Source organism: Streptomyces sp. NPDC044921, from assembly GCF_056432865.1.
In genome coordinates this window covers 248515-270982 of the sequence record NZ_JBWKIF010000010.1, presented here as the reverse complement: position 1 = coordinate 270982, position 22468 = coordinate 248515, and the positions used below count along the sequence as shown (strand labels likewise).

Genomic DNA, 22468 nt, shown 5'->3' with positions numbered 1-22468 from the left:
CGGATCACCGGGGAATTGTCACCGCTTTTCGATGACGTCCTTGATGCGCTTCAGCGTGGCGTCGAGGTCCTGTTCGAGCTTGGCGGTCCAGTCGGCGACGAAGCGCTTGCGGTCGTTCTCGTCCAGGTCGGCGACGATCTTGTGGATGCCGGCGGTCGCCCGGCCCATGCGGAAGTGGTGGGTGAGCACGCAGCCGTCGCCGTCGGGCGCCATGTCGAAGCCCCAGATGCTCTCCTGGTCCTCGCGGGCGTGGGTGAGCATCATCCACTGGAAGGTGCGGCCGGGCTCGGCGGCGGTGATGCGGCACTCGGTGTGCCAGACGCCGCGCACCAGGGGGGCCCAGGCCACCACGTCCTCGCTGCGCAGGTTCTCGCCCCGGAAGACGGCGCCGACGGTGGAGGGCTCGCCGGACACCCACGTGCCGCCCCGGCATTCGGGACTCCATTCGGCACTGCGCGGCAGGTCGCTGACGACGGAGTAGACCTCGAGCGGGCTCGCGGAAATGTGAATGTCGGCCCTGAGCTCGAACAGCGGCGAGGTGTCGATGATTGAGTTCATGTGCAGAATTCTGTCGAGGCCGTCCGACGCCGGTCAAAGAGCGGCTTTCTCATTTGTCAGGTCCGAATTCCCGCATTTCACCGGCGCCGTACGCCCCGCTCGCCTCAGACCGTGGCGGCCACGTCGAGGACGAGCTTTCCGTGCACCTTTCCCTCCTCCAGCCGGCGGTGTGCCTCGGCGGCGTCGCCCAGGTGCAGCCGCTCGATCGCCCGGGGCCGCAGGCTCCCGTCGGCGACCAGCCGGTTGATGGCACTGGCGGCCTCGGCGAGTTCGTCGGCGGTAGCGTGCGAGATGGCGAAGCCGTGGATCGAACGGTCTCTCAGGTACAGCGGTCCCACCGGCAGCACGGGCCGGGAGCGCAGCCCGGCGAGCAGCACGATCCGCCCGCGGCCGGCGAGCAGGTCCACCGCCGTCTCCAGGTCGTTGGTGCCGGAGGCGTCGAGGTACAGGTCGGCGCCCTGGGGGGCGGCGGCGCGGATGCGTCCGGGCACGTCGGGATCCCGGTAGTCGACCACGTGGCCGGCGCCGAGGCCGCGGCAGTACGCGGCGTCCCGCGCGGAGGCGACGGCGACGACCCGCGCGCCCGCGGCGGCGGCCATCACCACCAGGGCGCTCCCCACGTTCCCGCCCGCGCCGACCACGACGACGGTCTCGCCGGCGCGGAGCCGCCCGTGGGTGAACAGGCCGAGGTAGGCGGTCGCGGCCGGATGCGCCAGCGCCACGGTCTCGTACGGGTCGGCACCCTCCGGCAGGCGGTACAGCCGGTCCACGGGCACCACGACCCGCTCCGCGGCGGCCCCCTGGCGGCCGTCGTGGCCGAGGCTGTTGCACCACACCCGGTCGCCGGGCCGGAACCGGTGGACGCCGGCGCCGACCGCGGCGACGGTGCCGGTGAGGTCCCGGCCGATGACGAAGGGGAAGGCGAGCGGGGTCCGCCAGGCACCCGAGCGCACGAAGGTGTCGACGTGGTTGACGGAGACGGCCGTGACGTCCACCAGGACGTCGGTGGGCCCCGGTTCGGGCGTGGGCTGATCACCGTAACGGATGACGTCCGGAGATCCGAGCTGTTCAATGTAGGCAGCACGCATCATGGTCACGGATTCTGGCAAACCGGACCGGGTCGCGTCCGCGAGCGGGCCGAAGCCTTCGCGGATCTGTCAGATCGGGGCCGTGTCTGTCAGATCCGACCGTCAGACCAGGTTGAGACGGGCCAGCTCCCGCCGGGAGCCGACACCCAGCTTGGGATAGGCCTTGTACAGGTGGTGCTCGACGGTCCTGCGGCTGAGGAACAGCTGGGCCGCGATCTCCCGGCTGCTGTTGCCGTCGGCCGCCAGCCGGACGACCTGCAGTTCCTGCGGGGTCAGCCGGTCGAGGACGTTCTCCGCGGTCGCCTTGGCGCCCGTCGTCGCGTCGCCCGCCGCCCGCAGCTCCGCCCGGGCCCGCTCCGCCCAGGGCGCGGCGCGCAGCCGTTCGAAGTGCTCCAGGGCCGACCGGAGCGAGGCACGCGCCTCGCTGCGCCGCCGGGCCCTGCGTAGCCACTCCCCGTACAGCAGCTCGGTGCGGGCCCGTTCGAAGGGACGCCGGGCTTGTTCGTGCAGCCCGACCGCCCGCCGGTAGTCCTCCTCGCGTCCGTCGACCAGGGCCCGGCACCGGTGGGCCACCGCCAGCGCCCACGGCTGCCGGCCGGCCCGCGCCCACTCCTCGAAGGCGAGCGCCGGCCGCTCGGCCCGCTCGTGCTGCCCGAGCCGTACGGCGGCCTCCACCTGATCGGCGACCATGGCCATGGCCAGTGCCGTGTGGCGCTGCGGCCCCGGGCCGGCGGCGGCCTCCAGCCGGCCGAGCGCGGACTCGTAGGCGCCGCGCGCCAGTTCCAGCAGGCTCAGGGCGCTCGCGCGGGCGGGTCCGCCCACCTCGGGCACGTGGCGTGTGAGGTCGCGGCAGCGCTGTTCGTCGCCCTCGATCGCCGCGATGCGCGCCGGGACGCCGTTGAGCCAGGCGACGCGCTCGCGCAGCCCGGTGTCGCGGGCGATCTCCACGGCCTCGGCCACCGACGCCTCGGCGTCCCGGTGCGCCCCGGCGAGCACCTGGCGTTCCGCCAGCAGGTGCAGGGCCTGCGGCAGGGCGCCGATGAGTCCCCGGGCGCGGCAGCGGGCCACCTCGGCGGTGGCCAGCTCCATGGCGGTGGCGTCGTCCCCGAGCAGGATCGCGCTGTGCAGGGCGCGGGTCCGCGCCGCGTCCGAGCCGTCCCGGCCGGCGGCGACGGCGCGTTCCAGCAGGGGCAGGCCGCGGGCGTAGTCGTCGTCGACGAGACACGCCATGCCCTCCACCATCGGGTCGGCCTCCCCCGAGGACGCCAGCCGCCGGGCGGCCTCCCGCACCGAGTCCGCGTCGCCGGCGAACCAGCCGTACGTGGCGCCGGTGCGCAGCAGGGACCGGCCCAGGACGGGACCGGCCGCGTCCGTCCGGCGCAGCAGCAGGCGGGCGGCCTCCCGCCGGTCTCCCGACTCGAACATCACGGCGGCCCGCACGGAGGCCAGCCGGGCCAGGTCCTCCGGTTCGGCGGCCGCCTGCTCGGCCTGCTCGGCCAGGCCCCGGGCCTGGCCCGCGTGCCCGGCGTTCAGCGCGCAGGTCGCGGCGTCCGTGAGCCGGTGCGCCTGGGCACGGCGGTCGAGGGTGAGCCGGGCGGCCTGCTGGTGCAGGAGCGAGGCCGCGGCGTAGGCGCTGCGGTCGGTGGCCCGCTCGGCGGCGGCGACCAGCTCGGCCGCGACCGCGTCGTCGGGTGACGTGGTGGCCAGCGGCAGGTGCCGGGCCCGGCAGTCGGGGTCCTCCGCGGCGTCGGCCAGCGCCTGGTGGACGGCGATGCGCCGGGCCAGCACGGCCCCCTGGTAGGCGGCGGTCCCGATCAGCGGGTGGCGGAACACCACGCTGCTCTCGGTCACGTGGATCAGGCCGGCCCGCTCGGCGTCCTCCAGGTCCTCCAGGCCCACGCCCAGCGTCCGGGCCGCCTTCATCTGCAGCGGCAGGTCGCCCCGCCCCTCGGCCGCGGCGAACAGCAGCGCCAGCCGCGTCTTCTCGGGGAGTGCGGCGATCTGGGTGCGGTACGACGACAACACGCGGTCGGCGACCGTCAACGGCGTGAACCTGCCGGGGTCGTCGCGGCGGGCGGCCCCGAACTCGATGAGCGCCAGCGGGTTGCCGGCGGACTCGGCGATGACCTGGTCCCGCAGGGCGGGGGCCAGGCCCAGGTCGGCGAGGAGGCTCACCGCGTCGCCGGTGTCCAGCCGCGAGGGCCGCAGCTCGGTGAGACCGGGCGCGGCGAACCCCTCGTCCCGGGTCGCGAACACCATGGCCACCTGCTCGGCGGCGAGCCGCCGGGCGGCGAAGAGCAGCGCGTCGGCGGTGGCCTGATCCAGCCACTGGGCGTCGTCCACGAGGCACAGCAACGGCCCCTGCTCGGCCAGGTCCGCCAGGAGCGTGAGTACGGCCAGCCCGGTCAGGAACCGGTCCTGCGTCCGCGTGCTGCCCGTTCCGAGCACCGCCCGCAGCGCCTCCGCCTGGGGTTCGGGCAGGGCGTCCAGCCGGTCCTGCACCGGCCACAGCAACTGCACCAGCCCGCCGAAGGCGAGGTCCGCCTCCGGTTCGACCCCGGTGACCCGCAGGACCCGCATGCCGGACGCCGAGGCCGACTTAGCCGCCCGGTCCAGCAGGGCGGTCTTCCCGATGCCCGCCTCGCCCCGCAGGACCAGGGCACCACTGCGTCCCTCGCGGGCCCCTGCGGCCAGATCCTCAAGCGCCGCCAGCTCGGTGGACCTGCCGTACAGCACGTCGGTGCCCCCACTCCCCGTGATGCGGCCCACCGGTGGGCAAGCCGTCCCGAAGTACGTATCCGGTTTCAGAAATCTTACTGATTCGGACCGGCCGTCCCCCTTCCTACGGTGTGGAACAAGCCGGTTCCCCGATGGAGGAGATCGTGAGCCACTTCTTCGAACCGCTGTCCCTGGGCAAGCTGACGCTGCCCAACCGGCTCGTCATGGCGCCGATGACGCGCAGCCGGGCCAGGGACGGCGTGCAGACCCCGCTGGCGGCGGAGTACTACGCCCAGCGCGCCGGAGCGGGTCTCATCATCACCGAGGGCACGCAGCCCTGCGTGATCGGGCAGGGATACATCGACACCCCGGGCGTGCACACGCCCGAGCAGGTGGAGGCATGGCGCCGGGTGACCGACGCGGTGCACGAGAAGCAGGGCCGGATCTTCGTGCAGGTGATGCACTCCGGCCGCATCGGGCACCCCAGCCTCTACCCGGACGGCGCGCTGCCCGTGGCGCCCTCGGCGGTGCCCTCGGGCGGGCGGATGTACACGCCGGAGGGCATGCTGGACCACCCGACGCCCCGGGCCATGGACCTGGAGGACATCGCCCGGGCGGTGGAGGACCACATCGCGGCCGCCAAGTGCGCGATGGACGCCGGGTTCGACGGGGTGGAACTGCACGGAGCCAACGGTTACCTGATCCACCAGTTCCTCGCCGACAACACCAACCTCCGCACCGACGCCTACGGCGGCGGCATCGACAACCGCATCCGTTTCGCCGTGGAGGTCGCCCAGGCGGTCAGCGACGCGATCGGCCCCGAGCGGGTCGGCATCCGCCTCTCCCCCGGCAACACGGCCAACGGCATCGAGGAACGCGACCCGGCCGCGCTGTACCAGGCGCTGGTCCGCGCCCTGGCGCCGCTCAACCTGGCCTACGTCCACCTCATGGAGTTCGGCGCCCGTGACGTGACGCGGCTGATCCGCAAGGAGTGGCCCGGTGTGCTGATCCTCAACCCGCACGCCACGGGCGAGGAGGCCGCGGTGACGCCCGAGGCCGCGCAGACGGTCCTGGAGGAGGGACTCTGCGACGCGGTGAGCATCGGCTCGCTGTGGCTCGCCAACCCCGACCTGCCCGAGCGGATCAAGGCCGGCGGCCCGTTCAACACCCCCGACCCGGAGACCTTCTACGGAGGCGACCACCGGGGCTACACCGACTACCCGACGCTGGACGGCTGATCGGACCGGGCAGGCGGCAGCGGGGCACGCGGTGGGCGTCCTGCCCGCCCCGCCCCGCTCCCGTCCCGCCCGTCCCCCCGCTCCCTGGCCCGGCCGGCTCCTTTTCCCCCGAAGGGCTGCACCGCCGGTCCGGGCCAGGGTGGTCCAGCGACGACCGACCGCTCAGGGAGCACAGATGAGCAACTCACTCGCCGAGTCCGGCGCCCCGCATCCCGCCGCGCCGGGCGGGAAACCTCACGCATCCGATGCCCGCGGCCCGTTCCACGGACCCGCGGCCCTCTGGCTGGCCCTCATGGCCGGCCCGCTCTCCTTCGGCATCGCGGGCCCGGCCCTGGTCCTGGACGACGCCGCGCGGGACCTCGGCGTCTCGACCGGCGCCGCCACCTGGACGGTGACCGCGTTCGGCTGGGGCATAGCGGTCGGAACGCCCCTGCTGGCCGGGCTGCTGGACCGCCGCGGGGCGCGTGCCGCGCTCACCGTGTGCGGTCTGCTCGTCCTGCTGGGCGCGGGCCTGGTGGCCGGCATAGCCGTCCTGCCGGTCCTCGTCCTGGGCACCGCCCTGATGGGCCTGGGCACGGCCGGCCTCACGGCGACGGCCATGAGCCTCGCCGGTTCGCCCCGCGCCATGGGACTGGTCACCGCCTCGCTCGCCGTGGTGGGCTCGACGGCCCCGCTGGCCGGTTCCCTCGTCAACGACGTGCTGTCCTGGCAGGCCACGCTCGCACTGCCGGTGCTGAGCGCGGTGGCCGTGCCCTTCGCCGTGGTCCGGTGCGCGCACGGCGCTCCGGTCACCCGGGAGCCGTTCGACCCGCGGGGCGCGGTGCTGCTGACCGCGCTGGTCACCGCGTTGGTGTTCGTGCCGCACCAGCCGCTGGTGGCCGGTGTGTGCTCCGTCCTCGCCGCGGGGCTGCTGGCGGCCCACCTGCGCGCGCGGCCGCGGGGCTTCGTCCCCGCCGCCCTGGTCCGCGCCCCGGGCTTCCTGGTCCCGTCGGGCCTCGCGCTGTGCCTGGCGGTGGTCAACTTCGGCATGATGTACGCGATTCCGGAGCGGCTGGAGGACCACACGTCGTGGTCCACCAGTGAGATCGGCGTCGCCATGGTGTGGCCGCTGCTGCTGGGCGGCGCCCTGTCCTGGTTCGTCGTCGCGGTCTCGGCGCGGACGGGACGCCGGGTCGTGATCACCGCGCTGGCCGGTCTCGCCGTGCTGGGCACGGTGCTGGCGGTCCTCGGCACCTCCGCCGCGGTCCTGCTGGCCGCTCAGGCCCTGACGTCGATCGCGGCGGCCTCGGGCCAGGGAGCGTTCGCGGTGCACGCCACCTCGTCCGTGCCCGACGACCAACGTCCCCAGGCCATCGGCATGTTCAACCTGTCCTATCTCCTCGGCGCGGCGTTCGGTCCCGCCATCGTCTCGCTCCTGGCGCTCTGAGCCGCCGGCGTCCGGTCCGGGTGCGCCGTCACACCGCGTGGGTGTGACGGCGCACACCACGTTTCCCAAAGCACCTCTACATGCGCCAACTGGCATAATCGCCCAGGGGGTTCGCGCAAGGACTGTCCGCCTGCCCGGTCGTGGGCCGGCACCGTTCCGGTCCGCAGGCCACCAGGTGACCATGTGGGGGGAGAGGCTGCGGCTCCCGGTTCGCGGGCCCGGTCCGCGGAATGCGCGCGGGAGTCCTCCTGTTGCGCTCGGTGGGCCCTGGTCCGCGCGACTCGGCCGTCGTGCACCGTCACTGCCGGCGGTTGGGGAACGAGACACCGGAGGGCCTCGTGTCGCAGAAGAAGGACGAAGCGGTGGCGGCCGTGCTGGCCCTGGTGGACCTCCTGGCCGGTGAAGGGCCGGCGAGCCGCTTCGAGACGGTGGTCGACGAGGCCCGCAGGCAGGGGGTGACCGGCGCCGACCTGCGCCGGGTGGAGCGGACCAAGCGGCTGGCCCTGGGCGTCCAGGCCCGGCTGGAGCGGCGTCAGCAGTGGAGCGCCGCTCTCGCCACGCTCGTCGACACCGCCTCCGACCTGGCCAGTCCGCACACCGTCGAGGACACCCTCAAGATCATCACCCGCCGGGCGCGGCTGCTGCTCGGCGCCGACGTCGCCTGGGTGACGCTGCCCGCCCCCGAGGACGACGGGGCGCTCCGGCTGCACGCGCTGGACGGTCACGTCACGATGCTGAACACGCGGTTGCGATTACCGAGGGGGGCCGGACTGGCCGCCGCCGTACTGGCGCACCGTGCGCCGCTGTGGACCTCCGACTACCTGACGGACGACAGTTTCCACCACGCCGACGAGCTCGACCGGTGGATCAGCGCGGAGGGACTGCACGCCGTCCTCGCCGTGCCGTTGAGCCGTGCCGCCCCCACCGCGGGGTCCCTGCACGTGGCGGACCGCAGTGTGCGCCATTTCTCCGCCGACGAGATAGCGCTGGCGAACATGCTCGCCGAGATCGGCGGTGTGGCACTGGACCGGGCGGTGTACCTGGACGAGACGGTGGCCGAGATGTCGGCGCTGCGGGAGCGGGTACTGCGCGCGGAGGCCGAACTGGCCGACGCGCGGGGGCTGGTGGAGGCGCAGGGGTCGCTGCTCGACCTGGTGCTCGGCGGTTGTGATCCGCAGCTGCTGGTGGAGGAGTGCCACCTCAGACTGGGTGCTCCCGTGCTGCTGTGCGGTCCGCGCGGCACGGCGATCGCCACCTCCGGGGACCTGCCGGAACGCGCCCACGAGGAGCTCGCCCGCGCCGCGAAGGACGCGGAGACCCTGCTGGACCCCTCGCCCGCCCTGCTGGGCGACGGCGTCTGGTCCGTGCCCGTGCTGGCCGGCAGCCACCACCTGGGCGCCCTGTACGCGCAGGCCGGTCCCGTGCTGACCGGCGACACCGCGGAGCTGCTGCGGCACGCGGCCCGGGCCGCCGCGGTGCTGCTGTCCCTCCAGGAGGGCGGCGGCGTGGTCGTGGACGGGCAGTTCCGGGACGAACTGCTCGGGGACCTGCTGGTCAGTGTCCCGCGGCCCCGGGACGTGCTGGAGCGGCGCGCCCGCCGTCTCGGCATCGGCCTGGACCAGCCGCACGTGGTCGTGCTCGCCCGTACCGACGGGGAGGCCCGGGCGCACGCCGTGACTCGGGCGTCGTCCTGCGCGCGCCGTATGAACGGTCTGCAGACGACGCACGAGGGCGACATCGTGCTGCTGTTGCCGGGCACCGACCCGGGCGCCGCGGCCCGGACGGTGCACGACGAGCTGTCGTCCCTGCCCGGCGATCCGCCCACGGTCAGCGGCTCCGGACCCGTGTCGGACCCCGCCGCGGTCCTCCACGGGTACCGGGAAGCGGCACGCTGCCTGGACGCGATGACCGCGCTCGGCGCCACCGGGACGTCGGCCTCGGCCCACGAGATGGGGTTCGTGGGTCTGCTGCTGTCGGACCAGGTGGACGCCGAAAGGTTCATTCAGGGCACCATAGGGGCCGTGCTCGACTACGACGAGCAGCGCCTGACGGAGCTGGTCCGCACGATGGACGCCTACTTCGACACCGGTGGGAGCCCCACGTACGCGGCCGAGAAGCTCCACGTGCACCCCAACACCGTGGCCCGCCGGCTGGAGCGCATCGGTGACCTCATCGGTTCCGACTGGCAGCGGCCGGAACGCGCCCTGGAGATCCAGCTCGCGCTCCGGATGTCCCGGATACGGCGGGTGCTGCGCGGGCGCGGGGAGCGGGCCGGGGACGCGGTACGGGATCAGGACGCGTAGTCGAGTTCGCCGTCATCGGTGTCGCCCAGGGCCGCGAGGAGGTGCGCGGCCGACGCGAGGGTGACGTGCCGGTGCCAGCCGCGGTAGGAGCGTCCGGCGAAGTCGCGGATCCCCACCTGGTCGGCCCCTTGGGCGAAGTCCCGGTCGACCCGGCGGACCATCCCCCGCAGCCGCATGAGGGACGCGGGCGGAACCGACGTCAGGTCGGTCAGCCACACCTCCCGCGGCCGGCGCCGGTCGTCGTTGCCCACTCCGAGCAGGAGCAGGTCCGACGACCCGGTCCGGCGGCTCGCGGCACCGGGCAGTGCCACCCGTACGGCGGTGACGAGCCCGCAGCGCCTGCCCGTCCCGCTGTCGTCGGGCCACACCACCGGCCGCTGCAGGCCCCGGCACGCGCTCATGATCAGGCGCACCGGCCTCGGGGTGGCGCCGAAGCCCTTCAGCGCGGGGTCCGTCACCGACAGGCGCAGGGAGTCGTCCACCCTGAGCATCATCGGCATGCCCCGGTCGAGGAGCCTCGGCACGGTCGCGGCGACGTCACCGCCGCGGGCGTCCATCACCACGGGGCGGGGCGGCAACCGCCACGCCGCCGCCTCGAGGAAGGCCTGGAGCGCGCATTCGCCGAGGGTCTCCGCCGTCGCGTCGTCCGGGATCGACGCACGGCGCCGGCGGTCGTCGGCGAACCAGGACGGGGAGAGCTGCAGCCGCCAGTTGACCGGCACGCTCGTCTCCTCGCCGACCGCCCACACCCCCACGGCCTGCTGCGCGTTGAGCATCTGACCGTGTTCCGGGAAGAAGCGCCGTTCCACTCCGACGGAGTGCCGTCCGGCCTTGGGGATGACCATCGGCCGCACCACCCACGCCTGTGGCGGGGCCACACTCACCACGTACCGGGCCAGTGCCCGGCGCACCGGTCCCCACTCCCAGCTCGAGTCGCTGATGAAGTGGTGCAGGCTCTGTTCCGTCGCCTGTCCCCCGACAAGCGCGGCGATGTTGCGTATGGACTTGCGTCCCCTCACCTCCAGTAGACCACGTATGTACTCCATGCCCTTGCGGCGTTGGTCGCTGCGCGGCAAGGAGGCGAACAGAAGTGAACACATCTCCGGCAACGACACGTTGCACGGGGACGCGTACGACGGCTCGTGCATGGTCGGACTCTGCGCTCGGTCAGGGCTCAGCGCGACCACACTCATGAACGGACCCTCCATCGGGAGTAGACGAAGACGATCCGAAGGGCTGCCCGTCCACTGTGCGGCAGGTGGGGCGACGGTCCCAGGTACACGGAGCACAGGACTTGTGACGGGTGGCGGTGGCGGGGCCACCATCGCCTCCCCCGCCCCCGGGCCGTCCGGCCGGGGGCGCTCCGCGCGGGCGGTGTCCGGACCACCACCCGGACCCCGGGGCGCCGCCCGCAGAGCCGTGCGCAAGGGAGTTGACAGAGTGTCACCGGCGCCGGGCACCGGGTGCCGCAGGCGCGTCACCATGGAGTTCCGTGCCGCCGCACACAGGACGGGACCCCTGTGTGGTCCCGCTACCGAGGAGGACACCATGAGCGCTGCCCCGGAGCCACGACCCGTCACCGTCTGGTCGGATCTGGGGTGTCCGTGGGCCACCCTCGCCCTGCACACGCTGCGCACCACGGCCCGGGAACGGGGGCAGGACCTCCTGATCGACCACCGGGCGTTCCCGCTGGAGCTGTTCAACCACCAGCCCACGCCCAAGTTCATCGTGGAGCCCGAGATCGTGGTGATCTCCGCGCACCTCCCCGACCTCGGCTGGCGCCTGTGGGCGGGGCGGGAGTACGACTACCCGTCGACGATGCTGCCCGCGATGGAGGCGGTGCAGGCCGCGAAGGACCCGTCCGTCGGGGGCCTGCGCGGCAGCGACGAACTGGACGCCGGGCTGCGGCACGCGTTCTACGTCGAGAGCCGGTGCGTCAGCATCCCCTCCGAGATCCTCGCCGTCGCCGCGCGGTGCGAGCACGTCGACGAACAGGCCCTGGGCCGGGCCCTGGAGCGCGGAGCCGGCCGCGCCGAGATCTACGAGCAGTTCCGCGTCGCCCAGGGGCCCGGCGTCCAGGGCAGCCCTCACCTGTTCGCGCCCGGCGGGTACGCGGCCCACAATCCCGGCGCGCACGTCGAGTGGACGAAGGCTCCCGACGAGGGGGGTGTGCCGCGCCTCGACCGCTATGACCCGTCGTGGGCCGGGGAGTTGCTCGACCTGCTGGCGGAGGGGGGGCGGCCGGCCGGTGTCTGAGACGAGGGAGCTGCGCGTCTCGGCGGCGGCCTACGACCGCTTCGCGGCGGCGGCCGCGGCCGCGGGGGTGTCCGTGCGCGCGTACCTGGAGCGGATCGCGGAAGGGCTCCCCCACGAGCTGCCCGGATCCGGTGCGCGAGGGACCGCGGCCGGGCCGGAACCGGACCGGCGGCTGGTGGCGCTGGGGATCCGCGACCGCTGACGGACGCGTGGGCCCGGAGACGAGCGGAAGGCCGTACCGGCATTCCGAGGTACGGCCTTCCGCCTGCTGTCTCAGCAAGTCGGGACGACAGGATTTGAACCTGCGACCCCTTGACCCCCAGTCAAGTGCGCTACCAAGCTGCGCCACGTCCCGATGCGCCTCGTGCGGGGTGAACCGCGTGATCGCGCAGGTCGACCCTACCGCATACGGGAAGGGGAGTTCAGCCCCGCGGGTCCCGGGACGGGCACGGGCTCAGGGCCTGTGGCACCGGACGCGGCGCGGGCGGGCAGTTGCCCGCCGGGCGGCGTGCCCGCGTCATGGGGGCAGCGCCTGCCGCCCATGCGCGCGCCGGTCCAGCCGGCGAGCCCCGCCGTCGACACGGCGACCGCGAGGACGGCCCACCAGGGCAGTTCCGCCTTGGTGGCGTGTCCGGCGCAGGCCGCCACGGCGAGGAGTGCGATGACGGCACCCCCGGCCGTCTCGGCCCGCCGGACACGCCGGTCCCCCACCTCGTCCACCCCGTGGCCCCCTTCGCCTCTGGGACGCCCGGGCATCCGCTCCCGGGCATATGCCGCACACCATAAGCGGGCTCCACGGGCGCGTCCGGCCAGGGCGTACGGCGGGACGGGACACCGGCCGAGCGCTGACGCGCCGACCGCTGTCCGTGCGCGCCGCATGCGGCGGCGCGCGCGATCAGTGCACGCCGCCGCGTATCCGCTCCACGCCGTCCCCGGTCGTCCGCCGTCCACCGCGGACCGGGGCCGGGCCGGGCCGCCGCAGACCGTGGAGCCGGCCCCAAAGGCACCAGGGCGCCGGAGCCCTGCTCGTCCTTGGCCGACGGCGGCCAGCCGACCGCCGCGGCACGGCCCGGGTGTGGCGCGGAAGCGGCCGGTGCCGCCGCGGTCGGACAGGACGGGCAAGGCGCGGGCGCGGACGGCGGAAGGCGAAGGGCGGGGCCGGGTTCCCCGGCTCTCGCCGTGCGAGGGAGTGATCGTCATATGGGTGGTGCCGTCGGACCGCGGCGGCCGCGGTGCCGCCTCGCGGTGTCCCCCGGTCGTGCCGGTCCGCACGGGCCCGCCCGGGCTGACGGGGGGCGCGTGGCCGAGGGAGGCCCTCGCCGGGGACGCCGACGCGGCCGGGCCTGCGTCCCTCAGCCGCCGGACGGCGGGCCGGCCGGCGGCCCGGTCGTGCCGCGGATCCGCAGCGTCGGCGCGGCCAGGTGGAGCCGTCCCTCTCCCCCGGGCCGTTCCAGCCGGTCGAGGAGGAAGCGGGCCGCCCGGCGGCCGACGTCGTGGCCGGCGTTGTCGACGGTGGTGAGCCACAGGTGGCGCAGCCGGGACAGGCTGGTGTCGTCGTAGCCGACGAGGGAGAGGTCGCGCGGGACGCGCAGTCCGAGCTCCTCCGCGGCGGAGAGGGCGCCCACGCAGGCGATGTCGTTGACGGCGAAGAGCGCGCTGGGCCGGTCCGGGCGGTTCAGCAGGCGGACGGTCGCGCGGTAGCCGCCCTCCTCGGTCATGTCGCCGGCCTCCACGACGGCCCGGTCGGCCAGGCCGTGCGCGCGCATCGTCGCCTCGAAGCTGCGGCGGCGCAGTTCACCGACGGCTCCGAAACCGGCGAGGTGGGCGATGCGGCGGTGGCCCAGGCCGATGAGGTGCTCGGTGACCAGCCGCGCGCCCCGCTCGTCGTCGCCGGCGACCTGGTCCACGCCGGGCGGCACCGGCTCGCGGGCACCGGCCAGGACGACCGGCATCCGCTCGGCGACCGCGCCGAGGGCCGCCGGGTCGGGCAGGGTGCCCACCACGACCAGGCCGTCGACGCGCAGGTCCAGCAGCGGGTCGGCCGGATCCTGCCCGGTGCGGCGGTTCAGGCGGGCGTCGGCCAGCAGCATGTGCAGGCCGTGGGCGTGCAGCAGGGAGTTCAGGCCGTCGAGGAGGTCCACGAACCAGGGGTTGCGCAGGTCGTTCAGGAGGACGCCGACGGTGCGCGTGCGCTGTTCGCTGAGGCTGCGCGCGGCGGCGTTGGGCCGGTAGCCCAGCTCCCGGACGGCCCGGAGCACGGCGTCCCGCTTCTCCGGGCGCACCTGGTCCGAGCCGCGCAGCACGAGCGAGACCAGCGACTTGGAGACGCCGGCCCGTTCGGCGACGTCACGGATGGTCGGCGGTCTCATGACATGGACCGTTCCATGGGGGGTGCGGGCTTGTCAAAGGGTTGACAGCGTCGGGAAACCGCGCCCAGGGTGGCCTGGACAGGTTCTGGAACGGTCCAAAGAGGGGCTCTCATGGTGGACACGCTCGGCGTCGCCGTCGTCGGATTCGGCTGGATGGGGCGGGTGCACACCCAGGCCTACGCGCGGGTGCGGCACCACTTCCCGCAGCTGCCCCTCGCCCCGGAACTGGTGACGGTCGCCGAGGAGGTGCCGGGCCGGGCGGAGGAGGCCGCCGCGCAGTTCGGGTTCGCCTCCACCACCCGGGACTGGCGCGAGGTGGCCGCCGACCCCCGGGTGCGGGCGGTCAGCGTCACCGCGCCGAACTTCCTGCACCGCGAGATCGGCGTCGCCATGGCCCGGGCGGGCAAGCACCTCTGGATCGAGAAGCCGGTCGGCCTGACCGCCGAGGACGCCCGCGCGGTGGCGGACGCGGTGGCCGAGGCGGGCGTGCAGGGCGCGGTCGGCTTCAACTACCGCAACGCCCCGGCCGTGGAGGCGGCCCGCGAGCTGATCGCCTCCGGGGAACTCGGCACGGTCACGCACGTCCGCGTGCGGCTGTTCAGCGACTACGCGGCCCATCCCGAAGGCGCGCTGACCTGGCGGTACGAGAGGGAACGCGGGGGCAGCGGGGTGCTGGGCGACCTGGCCTCGCACGGGGCGGACCTGGCCCGGTTCCTGCTGGGCGACATCACGTCCCTCACGGCCGACACGGCGATCTTCCTGCCGGAGCGGGCCCGGCCGACCGGCGCGACGGCGGGCCACAGCCGCGCCGCGGGCGGTGAACTCGGCCCGGTCGAGAACGAGGACTACGTCAGCTGCCTGCTGCGCTTCGCCTCCGGGGCGCGCGGGGTGCTGGAGGCCTGCCGGGTCTCGGTCGGCGAGCAGAACAACTACGGCTTCGAGGTGCACGGCACGAAGGGAGCGGTGTTCTGGGACTTCCGGCGCATGAACGAGCTGGGGATCAGCCGCGGCACGACGTACCAGGACCAGTCCGTGAGCACGGTGTACGTCGGCCCGGGGCACGGCGAGTTCGCCGCGTTCCAGCCGGGCGCGGCGAACGCCATGGGCTACGACGACCTGAAGGTCATCGAGGCGTACCGCTTCCTGCGGTCGGTCGCCGAGGGCACTCCCCACGGGGCGACGCTCGCCGACGCCGTGCACAGCGCGGCCGCACTGGACGCGATGGCGCGTTCGGCGGCGAGCGGCACCTGGGCGGAGGTGGGCGGGCCGGCGTGACACCGGCCCGTCAGGGCCCGGGTCCGCAGGCGCCGGCCGTGCGGGACCCGCGCCGGAAGAGGACCGGCCACGCCCGCATGACGGGGACGGGGCACGAAGCCGGCCGCCGGTCTCCCGCCTGCGGATCACACGGCCGCCTGGGGCGGCATGTTGTACGGCGTCACCACCTGGATCGCCGACGGCAGGGTCGGTCCGGCCGGGGGCAGGGCGCCGTGGGCGCGCATGACCGTGTGGCAGGCCTCGCGCACGTCCTGGCGCAGGTCGTGGTGGAGCACGGCCGACAGCCGGTGCTCGCGCAGCAGGCGGGTGTTGTCGTGGTCGAGGTCGTGCGCGACGAACACGGCGCAGTCGCGGCCCAGGTCGTCGAAGGCGCGCAGGGTGGCGATGTTGCCGCCGCCGATCGAGTAGACGGCGCGGATGTCCGGGTCGCGTTCCAGGGCGGCCCGGACCAGGTCGTACTGGGTGGCGTCCAGGCCCTGCCCCTCGGCGATCTCGACCAGCGTGCGCTCCGGGTGCCGGGCCCGCATCGCGCTGCGGAAGCCCATCTCGCGCTCCTCCTCGTTACGGAAGAAGCCGCTGCTGAGGCTGGTGAGGATGTTGCCCGGCCGCTCCCCCAGCCACTGCCCCATGAGGTACGCGGCCGTCGCGCCCGCCGCCCGGTCGTCGATGCCGACGTAGGCGAGGCGGGCGCTGGACGGCAGGTCGGTGACCAGGGTGACGACCGGGATACCGGCGGCGGCGAGCCGGCCGACCGCGGCGGTGACCTCGGGCACGTCGGGCGCCTTGAGGATCACGCCCTGCGAGCCGCGCCGGGCGATCCGGTCCAGGGTCCGCACCAGTTCCCCGACCGGGCCGGTCTCGCGGAAGTGGAAGCGGGAGCGCAGCACCGCCGGGTGCAGCGCCGGCAGCTCGGCTTCCAGGGCGGCCCGGATGGCGGTGGTGAACCGCTCGGGCGCCTGCATCACGAGGTCGACCATGAACGTCCGCCCGACGAGCCGGACCTGCGTGCGCTGCCGGTCCAGGTCGGCGATGGCCTGGTGGACCTCCCGCGCGGTGCTCTCGCGCACGCCGCCCCTGCCGTTCAGGACGCGGTCGACGGTGGCCTCGCTCAGGCCCGCCTGACGTGCGATCTCACGGATCGGGAAGGGGTGGCCCACGTGCCGGCTCCTTGAGGGGTTTTTGATGGCTCGCTGCTGGTTGTTCGAGGGGTTTGTACTGACAAGAATGACAGGGCTGCGTCGCTCTGTGACCCCCGAAGGGGACGACGATGTCCTTCACGTCCGTACACCACCGCGCCTGGCTGTCCGAACAGGACTGCGACCTCGACGCGTTCCGCGCGCTGGTCGAGCAGGCGACCGACCCCGCCGACTATCCGCACGCCTCCGCCGTCGAGCGGAACGTGCCGGTCTACGACTGCGGCCTGCTCGAGGGCGACCGCGTGGTCCAGGCCGAGCTGGTGCGGGCCCTGGCCGACGGCCCGGGCATCGTCGTGTTCCGCGGGGCCTTCCCCGACCCGGAGGTCGTCGACCGGGCGACCGCGGTGTTCGAGGGGCTCATCGCCGAACAGCGTGCCTCCGGCGCGACGGCCGGCGACCACTTCGCCAGGCCGGGCGCCAACGACCGGGTGTGGAACGCGCTGGAGAAGGCGGCCCTCTACGACGCCGAGGCGTTCGCCGACTACTACGCCAACGACGTGCTCGCCCTGGTCTGCACGGCCTGGCTGGGCCCGGGCTACCAGGTCACCTCCCAGCTCAACGTGGTCAACCCGGGCGGCGCGGCGCAGACCGTGCACCGCGACTACCACCTGGGCTTCCTGTCGAACGAGACCGCGGCCGCCTACCCGGCGCACGTGCACCGCCTCTCCCCCGTGCTGACCCTCCAGGGCGCGGTCGCGCACTGCGATATGCCCGTGGACTCCGGGCCGACGATGTACCTGCCGCACTCGCAGAAGTACGCGCCGGGCTACCTCGCCTGGCGGCTGCCGGAGTTCCGGGCGTACTTCGAGGCGCGGTACGTGCAGGTGCCGCTGGCCAAGGGCGACGCGGTGTTCTTCAACCCGGCGCTGTTCCACGCCGCGGGCACCAACCGCTCGGCGGACATCCGCCGCATGGCCAACCTGCTGCAGGTGTCGTCGGCGTTCGGGCGCGCGATGGAGACGGTGGACCGGCAGGCCGTGGCGAACGCCGTGTACCCCGTCCTGCTCAGGCGCAAGGCCGAGGGCGCCGACCAGGCGTGGCTGGACAACGTGGTCGCGGCGAGCGCCGAGGGCTACCCCTTCCCGACCAACCTCGACAGCGACCCGCCGGCCGAGGGTCTGGCCCCGCCCTCCCAGGCGGACCTGATGCGGCGGGCGCTGCGCGAGGAGTGGACGCCCCAGGCGTTCCGGACGGAACTGCGAGCCGCCGCCGGGCGGCGGGAGAGCTGAGGAATTCGATGGGACTTCTCGACGACAAGGTCGTGCTGGTCAACGGCGGCAGCCAGGGCGTCGGTGCGGCCATCGCACGGGCCGCGGTCCGCGAGGGCGCGGTCGTGGCCGTCACCGGGCGGCGCCCCGGTCCCGGCGAGGCCCTGGTGGCCGAGCTGACGGCCGCGGGCGGCAAGGCCGTGTTCGTCCGCGCCGACCTGGCGGACGCCGAGCAGGCGAAGGCCTCCGTGGCCCGGACGGTGCAGACGTACGGCCGGGTCGACTGCCTGGTGAACTCGGCCGGGCTGACGTCCCGGGGCACGCTGCTCGACACCACGCCGGAGCTGTTCGACCAGCACATCGCGATCAACCTCAAGGCGCCGTTCTTCGCGATGCAGGCCGCCGTCGCGGACATGGTGGCGCGCGAGGCGCCCGGCACGATCGTCAACATCATCACGTCGTCGGCGCACGGGGGGCAGCCCTTCCTGGCGCCGTACGTCGCCGCCAAGGCGGGGCTGATCGGCCTGACGCGCAACGCCGCGCACGCCCACCGCTGGGACCGGGTGCGCGTCAACGGCCTCAACATCGGCTGGACGGCGACCGAGGGCGAGGACGCCACGCAGAAGACCTTCCACGGGGCCGGGGACGACTGGCGCGAGGAAGCGGCGGCGAAGCTGCCCATGGGCAGGCTGGGCCAGCCGGACGAGATCGCCGACTTCGTCGTCTTCCTGCTGTCGGACCGCTCCGGCGTGGTCACCGGGTCGGTGATCGACTGGGACCAGAACGTGCTCGGCGGACTCGACTGAGACCCCTCCCGCAAGAAACCCCCCGCCTCTCCCTAGGAGCAACACCCCATGCGTATCGGAATCCTCGGCCTCGGCCGCATCGGCGCCTTCCACGCCGAGACCCTCTCCGGTCTCGACGCGGTCGACTCCCTCGTCGTGACCGACCCGTTCGCCGGCGCCGCCAAGGCCGCCGCCGAGCGGTTCGGGGCCGACGTCGTGGACTCGCCGGAGGCGCTGCTGGCCGCCGGGGTCGACGGGATCGTCGTCGCGGCCGCCACGGACGCCCACCCGGCGCTGATCCTGGCCGGGGTCGAGGCCGGGGTTCCGGTCTTCTGCGAGAAGCCCGTGGCCCGGACCATGGCCGAGGGCGTCGAGGTGCTCAAGGCCGTCCAGGGCACGGACGTGCCGATCCAGATCGGCTACAACCGCCGCTTCGACACCGGTTTCGTCAACGCCCGTGCCGCCGTGCGCAGCGGCGAGCTGGGCACCCTGCACACGGTCCGCTCGACCACCCTGGACCCGGCGCCGCCGCCCGCCGCGTACATCGCCGCCTCCGGCGGCATCTTCCGCGACTGCTCGGTGCACGACTTCGACATCATCCGCTGGGTGACCGGCCGCGAGGTGACCGAGGTGTACGCCGTGGGCGGCAACCGCGGCGCCGCGTACATCAAGGAGGCGGGCGACGCCGACACCACCGGCGCGATCCTCACCCTCGACGACGGCACGCTCGCCGTGGTCTCCAACTCCCGGCACAACGCCCGCGGTTACGACGTCCGCATGGAGATCCACGGCTTCCAGGACTCCATTGCCGTGGGCTTGGAGGACAAGCTTCCGCTGCGCTCGGTCGAGCCGGGCGTGACCTTCCCGGCGGGCACCCCGCACGACTTCTTCATGGACCGCTTCACCGCGGCCTACCGGGCCGAACTGACCGCGTTCACCGAGGTCGTGGCGGGCACCCGCCCCTCCCCCTGCACGATCGAGGACGCGCTGGAGGCGGGCTGGATCGCCGACGCGTGCACCCTGTCGCTGCACGAGCACCGCCCCGTCACGATCGCGGAGGTGCGGCAGGCGTAAGCGGGCCGGGCCGGGAGCCGCTGCGCATCGGCGTTTGGGGGCCGCGCGGATCACCGAACGCTCCCTGACCGGCCCGGCCCGGGCCACCGGCCACCGCCTGGTCGCGGTGGCCGCCCGCGACCGCGCGCGGGCCCAGGCGTTCGCCGTCGCGCACGGGGTGGAGCGGGTGGCGGGCTCGTACGCCGAGCTGGTGGCCGACCCGGAGGTCGACGTCGTCTGCAACCCGCTCGCCAACGGCCTGCACGGCCCGTGGAACCTCGCCGCCCTCGCGGCGGGCAAGCACGTGCTGTCGGAGAAGCCGTCGGCGAGCAACGCCGAGGAGGCGGCTGAGGTGCGGGCGGCCGCGGAGAAGGCCGGGACGGTCTTCATGGAGGCCTTCCACTGTCTCTTCCACCCGGTCACCCGCCGTCTGCACGACCTGCTGGCCTCAGGCGAACTGGGGGAACTGCGGCACGTGGAGGCGAGGGTCGCGATCGCCGCGCCGCCGGATTCCGACCCGCGCTGGTCGCTGCCGCCGGCCGGCGGCGCCCTGATGGACCTGGGCTGCTACGGCCTGCACGCCCTGCGCGTGCTCGCGCCCTGGGCGGTCGGCGCGCCCCGCCCGGTGGCGGCCCGGGCCGGGGAACGGGCGGGCGCCCCCGGTGTCGACGAGTGGCTGGACGCCGAGCTGGAGTTCCCCGGCGGAGCGACCGGCACGCCCCGCTGCCACATGGCGTACGACGGGCTGGAGATGAGCATCCGCCTCGTCGGCTCCCGGGGCGAGGCGACGGCTCCGAACTTCGTCCTGCCGCACCTGGACGACCGGGTCGTGGTCCGTACGGCCGGGGGCGAGCGCACCGAGCACACCGCGTCGTCCGCGTCCAGCGGCACGGACGCCCCCTCGCGCACCCGGGCGGCGACCGCCTCCAGCTGGTACGTGTACGACGAGCGGGTGCCGAGGGCCGGGCTGGAGCCCAGGCCGCGCACCGCCGTCTGAGACCGGGCACGCCGCGGGGGCCCGGGGTCACGCCCCGGGCCCCCGCTCACGCGTACAGCGCGGGCCGGTCCACCAGGTCGGTCTCCACCCGGCCGCCGTCCCGCAGCGCCCGTGCCCCGGCCTCGCACACCGCCGCCGCCGCGTAGCCGTCCCAGGCGCTCGGGCCGGTGACCTCGCCGCGGCGGGTGGCGTCGACCCAGGCCTGGACCTCGCGGTCGTAGGCCGTCTCGAAGCGTTCCGTCCAGTCCTGGGTGACGGTGCCGCCCCAGCGGCCGGCCATGTGGGTGACCAGGGCGTGGCCGTCGCCGATGCGGGCGGTGCCGCGTTCGCAGACCAGCTCGGCCTGCACCTGGTAGCCGAAGCCGCAGTTGACGAAGATCTCGACGTCGCTGAGGGCGCCGCCGTCGGTCTCGAAGACGACGAACTGCGGGTCCTGCAAGCCGTCCGGGGCGTTGTCGGAGGGGGTGGGGCGCAGAACCGTGACCGCTGTGATCTCGTGTCCCAGCAGCCAGCGCGTCACGTCGGCCTCGTGGGCGACGGAGTCGGTGACGAGCATGGAGCTGGTGAAGAAGGGCGGGCTGGCGACGTTGCGGTGCCGGTTGTGCAGCATCAGCGGGCGGCCCAGCTGGCCGGTGGCCAGCAGGGCCTTCAGCCTGGCGTACTCGGGGTCGTAGCGGCGCATGAAGCCGACCTGGACGCGGCGGTGGCCGAGGCGCAGTTCGGCTTCGAGGACGCGCAGGGCGGAGGCCGCGTCGGGGGTGAGCGGCTTCTCGCACAGCACGGGCAGATCGCGCTCGAAGGCGGCGAGCAGGGTGGCCTCGTGGGCCGGGCCCGGGGAGGCGATCAGGACGGCGTCGACGCCGTCCGCCGCCAGCGCGGCGGCCGGGTCGGTGTGGGCGGTGCAGCCGTCGACGCGGGCGGCGACGGCCTTCGCGCGCTCCGCGTCGACGTCGGCGACGGCCACCACCCGGGCTCCGCTGGTGACTTCGTGGATGCGGCGCACATGGTCGGCGCCCATCCGTCCGGTACCGATGACCGCTACACCCAGGTCCGTGCGGGGGGTGCGCTCCGTCATGGCCGTCCTCTCGGATTCGTCAGGCGCCGCAGGACCGCAGGAACTTGCGGGTGCGCACCGCGATCGGCAGCGGCTTGTCCGGCTCGCAGGGGTACATGTCCTGCTCGACGATGGCGAACAGGTCCACGCCGAGCTTCTGCGCGGCCGTCAGGACCGGGCCCAGCTCGGGAACGCCGGCCGGCGGTTCGCACATCACGCCGCGCGCGACGGCGGGGCCGAACGGGATCTCGTTCTTGACGACGTCGGCGAGGATCTCCGGGTCGACCTGCTTCAGGTGCAGGTAGCCGATGCGCTCGCCGTAGGTCTCGATGAGCTTGACGCTGTCGCCGCCGCAGTAGGCGTAGTGCCCGGTGTCCAGGCAGAGGTTGACGTGCTCGGAGTCGGTCGAGTCGAGGAACCGCTCGACGTGCTCCTCGGTGTCGATGTGGGTGTCGGCGTGCGGGTGGACGACGATGTCCAGGCCGTACTTGTCCTTCACCTCGCGGCCGAGGCGCTCCATGCCCGTGGTGAGGTCGCGCCACTGCTCGGTGGTGAGCTCCGGGGCCTCAAGGATCTCGGCGGTCTTGTCGTCCCGCCAGAAGGAGGGGATGACGACCAGGTGCTTCGCGTCCATGGCCTGGGTCAGCGCGGCGACCCGGCTGACCTGCTCCCAGGTGGAGTCCCACTCGGAGGGGCCGCGGTGCAGCCCGCAGAAGATCGTGCCGGCGGAGACCTTGAGGTTCCGCCGGGTCACCTCGTCGGTGAGCCGGGCCGGGTCGGTGGGCAGGTAGCCGTAGGGGCCGAGTTCTATCCAGGAGTAGCCGGCCTCGGCGACCTCGTCGAGGAAGCGTTCCCAGGGCACCTGCTGGGGGTCGTCGGGGAACCAGACGCCCCAGGAGTCGGGGGCGGAGCCGACCCGTATGCGGTCGAGCGCGAGGGCCATG

At 74.1% G+C, this 22468-nt stretch carries 18 protein-coding genes, 1 tRNA gene and 1 pseudogene; 10 read left to right on the top strand and 10 right to left on the bottom strand.

Going from position 1 to position 22468, the window contains the following annotated elements; all coding sequences use genetic code 11:
• Window positions 1–18: 18 nt before the first annotated feature.
• The 3 genes from AC07DA_RS18475 to AC07DA_RS18465 all read right to left on the bottom strand — a co-directional run bounded on the left by AC07DA_RS18475 (window position 19) and on the right by AC07DA_RS18465 (window position 4382).
• On the bottom strand, window positions 19–558 hold the full coding sequence (locus tag AC07DA_RS18475) for an SRPBCC family protein (protein WP_479129206.1): 540 nt from the start codon (window positions 556–558) through the stop codon (window positions 19–21).
• A 104-nt stretch (window positions 559–662) separates the two neighbouring features.
• Window positions 663–1646 carry an NADPH:quinone reductase gene (locus AC07DA_RS18470; protein ID WP_479129225.1) on the bottom strand — a complete coding sequence of 328 codons (984 nt, stop codon included), beginning with the start codon at window positions 1644–1646 and terminating at the stop codon, window positions 663–665.
• A gap of 102 nt (window positions 1647–1748) precedes the next feature.
• The gene (locus tag AC07DA_RS18465; RefSeq protein WP_479129205.1) at window positions 1749–4382 is read right to left on the bottom strand and encodes an ATP-binding protein; all 2634 of its coding nucleotides are present in this window, start codon (window positions 4380–4382) and stop codon (window positions 1749–1751) included.
• A 146-nt stretch (window positions 4383–4528) separates the two neighbouring features.
• Between AC07DA_RS18465 and AC07DA_RS18460 the strand changes: the two genes are divergently transcribed.
• The 3 genes from AC07DA_RS18460 (at window position 4529) to AC07DA_RS18450 (ending at window position 9331) form a co-directional block, all read left to right on the top strand.
• Window positions 4529–5602, top strand: a complete 1074-nt coding sequence (locus AC07DA_RS18460; RefSeq protein WP_479129204.1) for an alkene reductase — start codon at window positions 4529–4531, stop codon at window positions 5600–5602.
• A 175-nt stretch (window positions 5603–5777) separates the two neighbouring features.
• The gene (locus AC07DA_RS18455; RefSeq protein WP_479129203.1) at window positions 5778–7028 is read left to right on the top strand and encodes an MFS transporter; all 1251 of its coding nucleotides are present in this window, start codon (window positions 5778–5780) and stop codon (window positions 7026–7028) included.
• 338 nt (window positions 7029–7366) lie between these two features.
• Window positions 7367–9331, top strand: a complete 1965-nt coding sequence (locus AC07DA_RS18450) for a helix-turn-helix domain-containing protein (RefSeq protein WP_479129202.1) — start codon at window positions 7367–7369, stop codon at window positions 9329–9331.
• Here the strand turns inward: AC07DA_RS18450 and AC07DA_RS18445 are convergent.
• The gene (locus tag AC07DA_RS18445) at window positions 9319–10524 is read right to left on the bottom strand and encodes an IS701 family transposase (RefSeq protein WP_479129201.1); all 1206 of its coding nucleotides are present in this window, start codon (window positions 10522–10524) and stop codon (window positions 9319–9321) included. The two genes, AC07DA_RS18450 and AC07DA_RS18445, sit on opposite strands and share 13 nt — an antisense overlap.
• Window positions 10525–10879: 355 nt before the next feature.
• Between AC07DA_RS18445 and AC07DA_RS18440 the strand changes: the two genes are divergently transcribed.
• Both AC07DA_RS18440 and AC07DA_RS18435 read left to right on the top strand, forming a co-directional pair.
• The gene (locus AC07DA_RS18440; RefSeq protein WP_479129200.1) at window positions 10880–11587 is read left to right on the top strand and encodes a DsbA family oxidoreductase; all 708 of its coding nucleotides are present in this window, start codon (window positions 10880–10882) and stop codon (window positions 11585–11587) included.
• On the top strand, window positions 11580–11789 hold the full coding sequence (locus AC07DA_RS18435; protein ID WP_479129199.1) for a hypothetical protein: 210 nt from the start codon (window positions 11580–11582) through the stop codon (window positions 11787–11789). Before AC07DA_RS18440 ends, AC07DA_RS18435 begins: the two co-directional genes overlap by 8 nt.
• Window positions 11790–11868: 79 nt before the next feature.
• Here the strand turns inward: AC07DA_RS18435 and AC07DA_RS18430 are convergent.
• From AC07DA_RS18430 to AC07DA_RS18420, 3 genes are all read right to left on the bottom strand, one after another.
• Window positions 11869–11942, bottom strand: a tRNA-Pro gene (locus tag AC07DA_RS18430).
• Window positions 11943–11986: 44 nt separating this feature from the next.
• Window positions 11987–12307 (bottom strand): hypothetical protein, encoded by a 321-nt coding sequence (locus tag AC07DA_RS18425; RefSeq protein WP_479129198.1) that lies wholly within the window; start codon window positions 12305–12307, stop codon window positions 11987–11989.
• A 632-nt stretch (window positions 12308–12939) separates the two neighbouring features.
• Window positions 12940–13956, bottom strand: a complete 1017-nt coding sequence (locus tag AC07DA_RS18420; RefSeq protein WP_479129197.1) for a LacI family DNA-binding transcriptional regulator — start codon at window positions 13954–13956, stop codon at window positions 12940–12942.
• 111 nt (window positions 13957–14067) lie between these two features.
• Between AC07DA_RS18420 and AC07DA_RS18415 the strand changes: the two genes are divergently transcribed.
• Window positions 14068–15231: a Gfo/Idh/MocA family protein gene (locus AC07DA_RS18415; protein ID WP_479129196.1), complete on the top strand. Its 1164-nt coding sequence runs from the start codon at window positions 14068–14070 to the stop codon at window positions 15229–15231.
• A 125-nt stretch (window positions 15232–15356) separates the two neighbouring features.
• On the opposite strand, the gene AC07DA_RS18410 is transcribed toward AC07DA_RS18415, so the two are convergent.
• The gene (locus AC07DA_RS18410) at window positions 15357–16388 is read right to left on the bottom strand and encodes a LacI family DNA-binding transcriptional regulator (RefSeq protein WP_479129195.1); all 1032 of its coding nucleotides are present in this window, start codon (window positions 16386–16388) and stop codon (window positions 15357–15359) included.
• 110 nt (window positions 16389–16498) lie between these two features.
• On the opposite strand from AC07DA_RS18410, the gene AC07DA_RS18405 reads away from it, so the two are divergent.
• The 4 genes and pseudogenes from AC07DA_RS18405 to AC07DA_RS18390 form a co-directional block, all read left to right on the top strand.
• On the top strand, window positions 16499–17656 hold the full coding sequence (locus AC07DA_RS18405; RefSeq protein WP_479129194.1) for a phytanoyl-CoA dioxygenase family protein: 1158 nt from the start codon (window positions 16499–16501) through the stop codon (window positions 17654–17656).
• 8 nt (window positions 17657–17664) lie between these two features.
• Complete coding sequence (locus AC07DA_RS18400) at window positions 17665–18441, top strand: SDR family oxidoreductase (RefSeq protein ID WP_479129193.1); 777 nt, start codon at window positions 17665–17667, stop codon at window positions 18439–18441.
• A 48-nt stretch (window positions 18442–18489) separates the two neighbouring features.
• On the top strand, window positions 18490–19494 hold the full coding sequence (locus AC07DA_RS18395) for a Gfo/Idh/MocA family protein (protein ID WP_479129192.1): 1005 nt from the start codon (window positions 18490–18492) through the stop codon (window positions 19492–19494).
• A gap of 20 nt (window positions 19495–19514) precedes the next feature.
• A pseudogene (locus tag AC07DA_RS18390) lies at window positions 19515–20335 on the top strand (Gfo/Idh/MocA family protein); the annotation flags it as partial.
• Between the two features lie 181 nt (window positions 20336–20516).
• Here AC07DA_RS18390 and AC07DA_RS18385 read toward each other — a convergent pair.
• Window positions 20517–21545 (bottom strand): Gfo/Idh/MocA family protein, encoded by a 1029-nt coding sequence (locus AC07DA_RS18385; RefSeq protein ID WP_479129191.1) that lies wholly within the window; start codon window positions 21543–21545, stop codon window positions 20517–20519.
• A gap of 19 nt (window positions 21546–21564) precedes the next feature.
• A complete protein-coding gene (locus AC07DA_RS18380) occupies window positions 21565–22467 on the bottom strand; it encodes a sugar phosphate isomerase/epimerase family protein (protein ID WP_479129190.1) in 903 nt (300 codons plus the stop codon).
• Window position 22468 lies beyond the last annotated feature (1 nt).

Bases quoted from the DNA above. Each gene is read 5' to 3' on its own strand.
- AC07DA_RS18445 (WP_479129201.1), bottom strand. From the start codon at position 10,524: ATGAGTGTGGTCGCGCTGAGCCCTGACCGAGCGCAGAGTCCGACCATG.
- AC07DA_RS18440 (WP_479129200.1), top strand. From the start codon at position 10,880: ATGAGCGCTGCCCCGGAGCCACGACCCGTCACCGTCTGGTCGGATCTG.
- AC07DA_RS18405 (WP_479129194.1), top strand. From the start codon at position 16,499: ATGTCCTTCACGTCCGTACACCACCGCGCCTGGCTGTCCGAACAGGAC.
- AC07DA_RS18415 (WP_479129196.1), top strand. From the start codon at position 14,068: ATGGTGGACACGCTCGGCGTCGCCGTCGTCGGATTCGGCTGGATGGGG.
- AC07DA_RS18395 (WP_479129192.1), top strand. From the start codon at position 18,490: ATGCGTATCGGAATCCTCGGCCTCGGCCGCATCGGCGCCTTCCACGCC.
- AC07DA_RS18420 (WP_479129197.1), bottom strand. From the start codon at position 13,956: ATGAGACCGCCGACCATCCGTGACGTCGCCGAACGGGCCGGCGTCTCC.
- AC07DA_RS18400 (WP_479129193.1), top strand. From the start codon at position 17,665: ATGGGACTTCTCGACGACAAGGTCGTGCTGGTCAACGGCGGCAGCCAG.
- AC07DA_RS18475 (WP_479129206.1), bottom strand. From the start codon at position 558: ATGAACTCAATCATCGACACCTCGCCGCTGTTCGAGCTCAGGGCCGAC.
- AC07DA_RS18470 (WP_479129225.1), bottom strand. From the start codon at position 1,646: ATGCGTGCTGCCTACATTGAACAGCTCGGATCTCCGGACGTCATCCGT.
- AC07DA_RS18380 (WP_479129190.1), bottom strand. From the start codon at position 22,467: ATGGCCCTCGCGCTCGACCGCATACGGGTCGGCTCCGCCCCCGACTCC.
- AC07DA_RS18385 (WP_479129191.1), bottom strand. From the start codon at position 21,545: ATGACGGAGCGCACCCCCCGCACGGACCTGGGTGTAGCGGTCATCGGT.
- AC07DA_RS18455 (WP_479129203.1), top strand. From the start codon at position 5,778: ATGAGCAACTCACTCGCCGAGTCCGGCGCCCCGCATCCCGCCGCGCCG.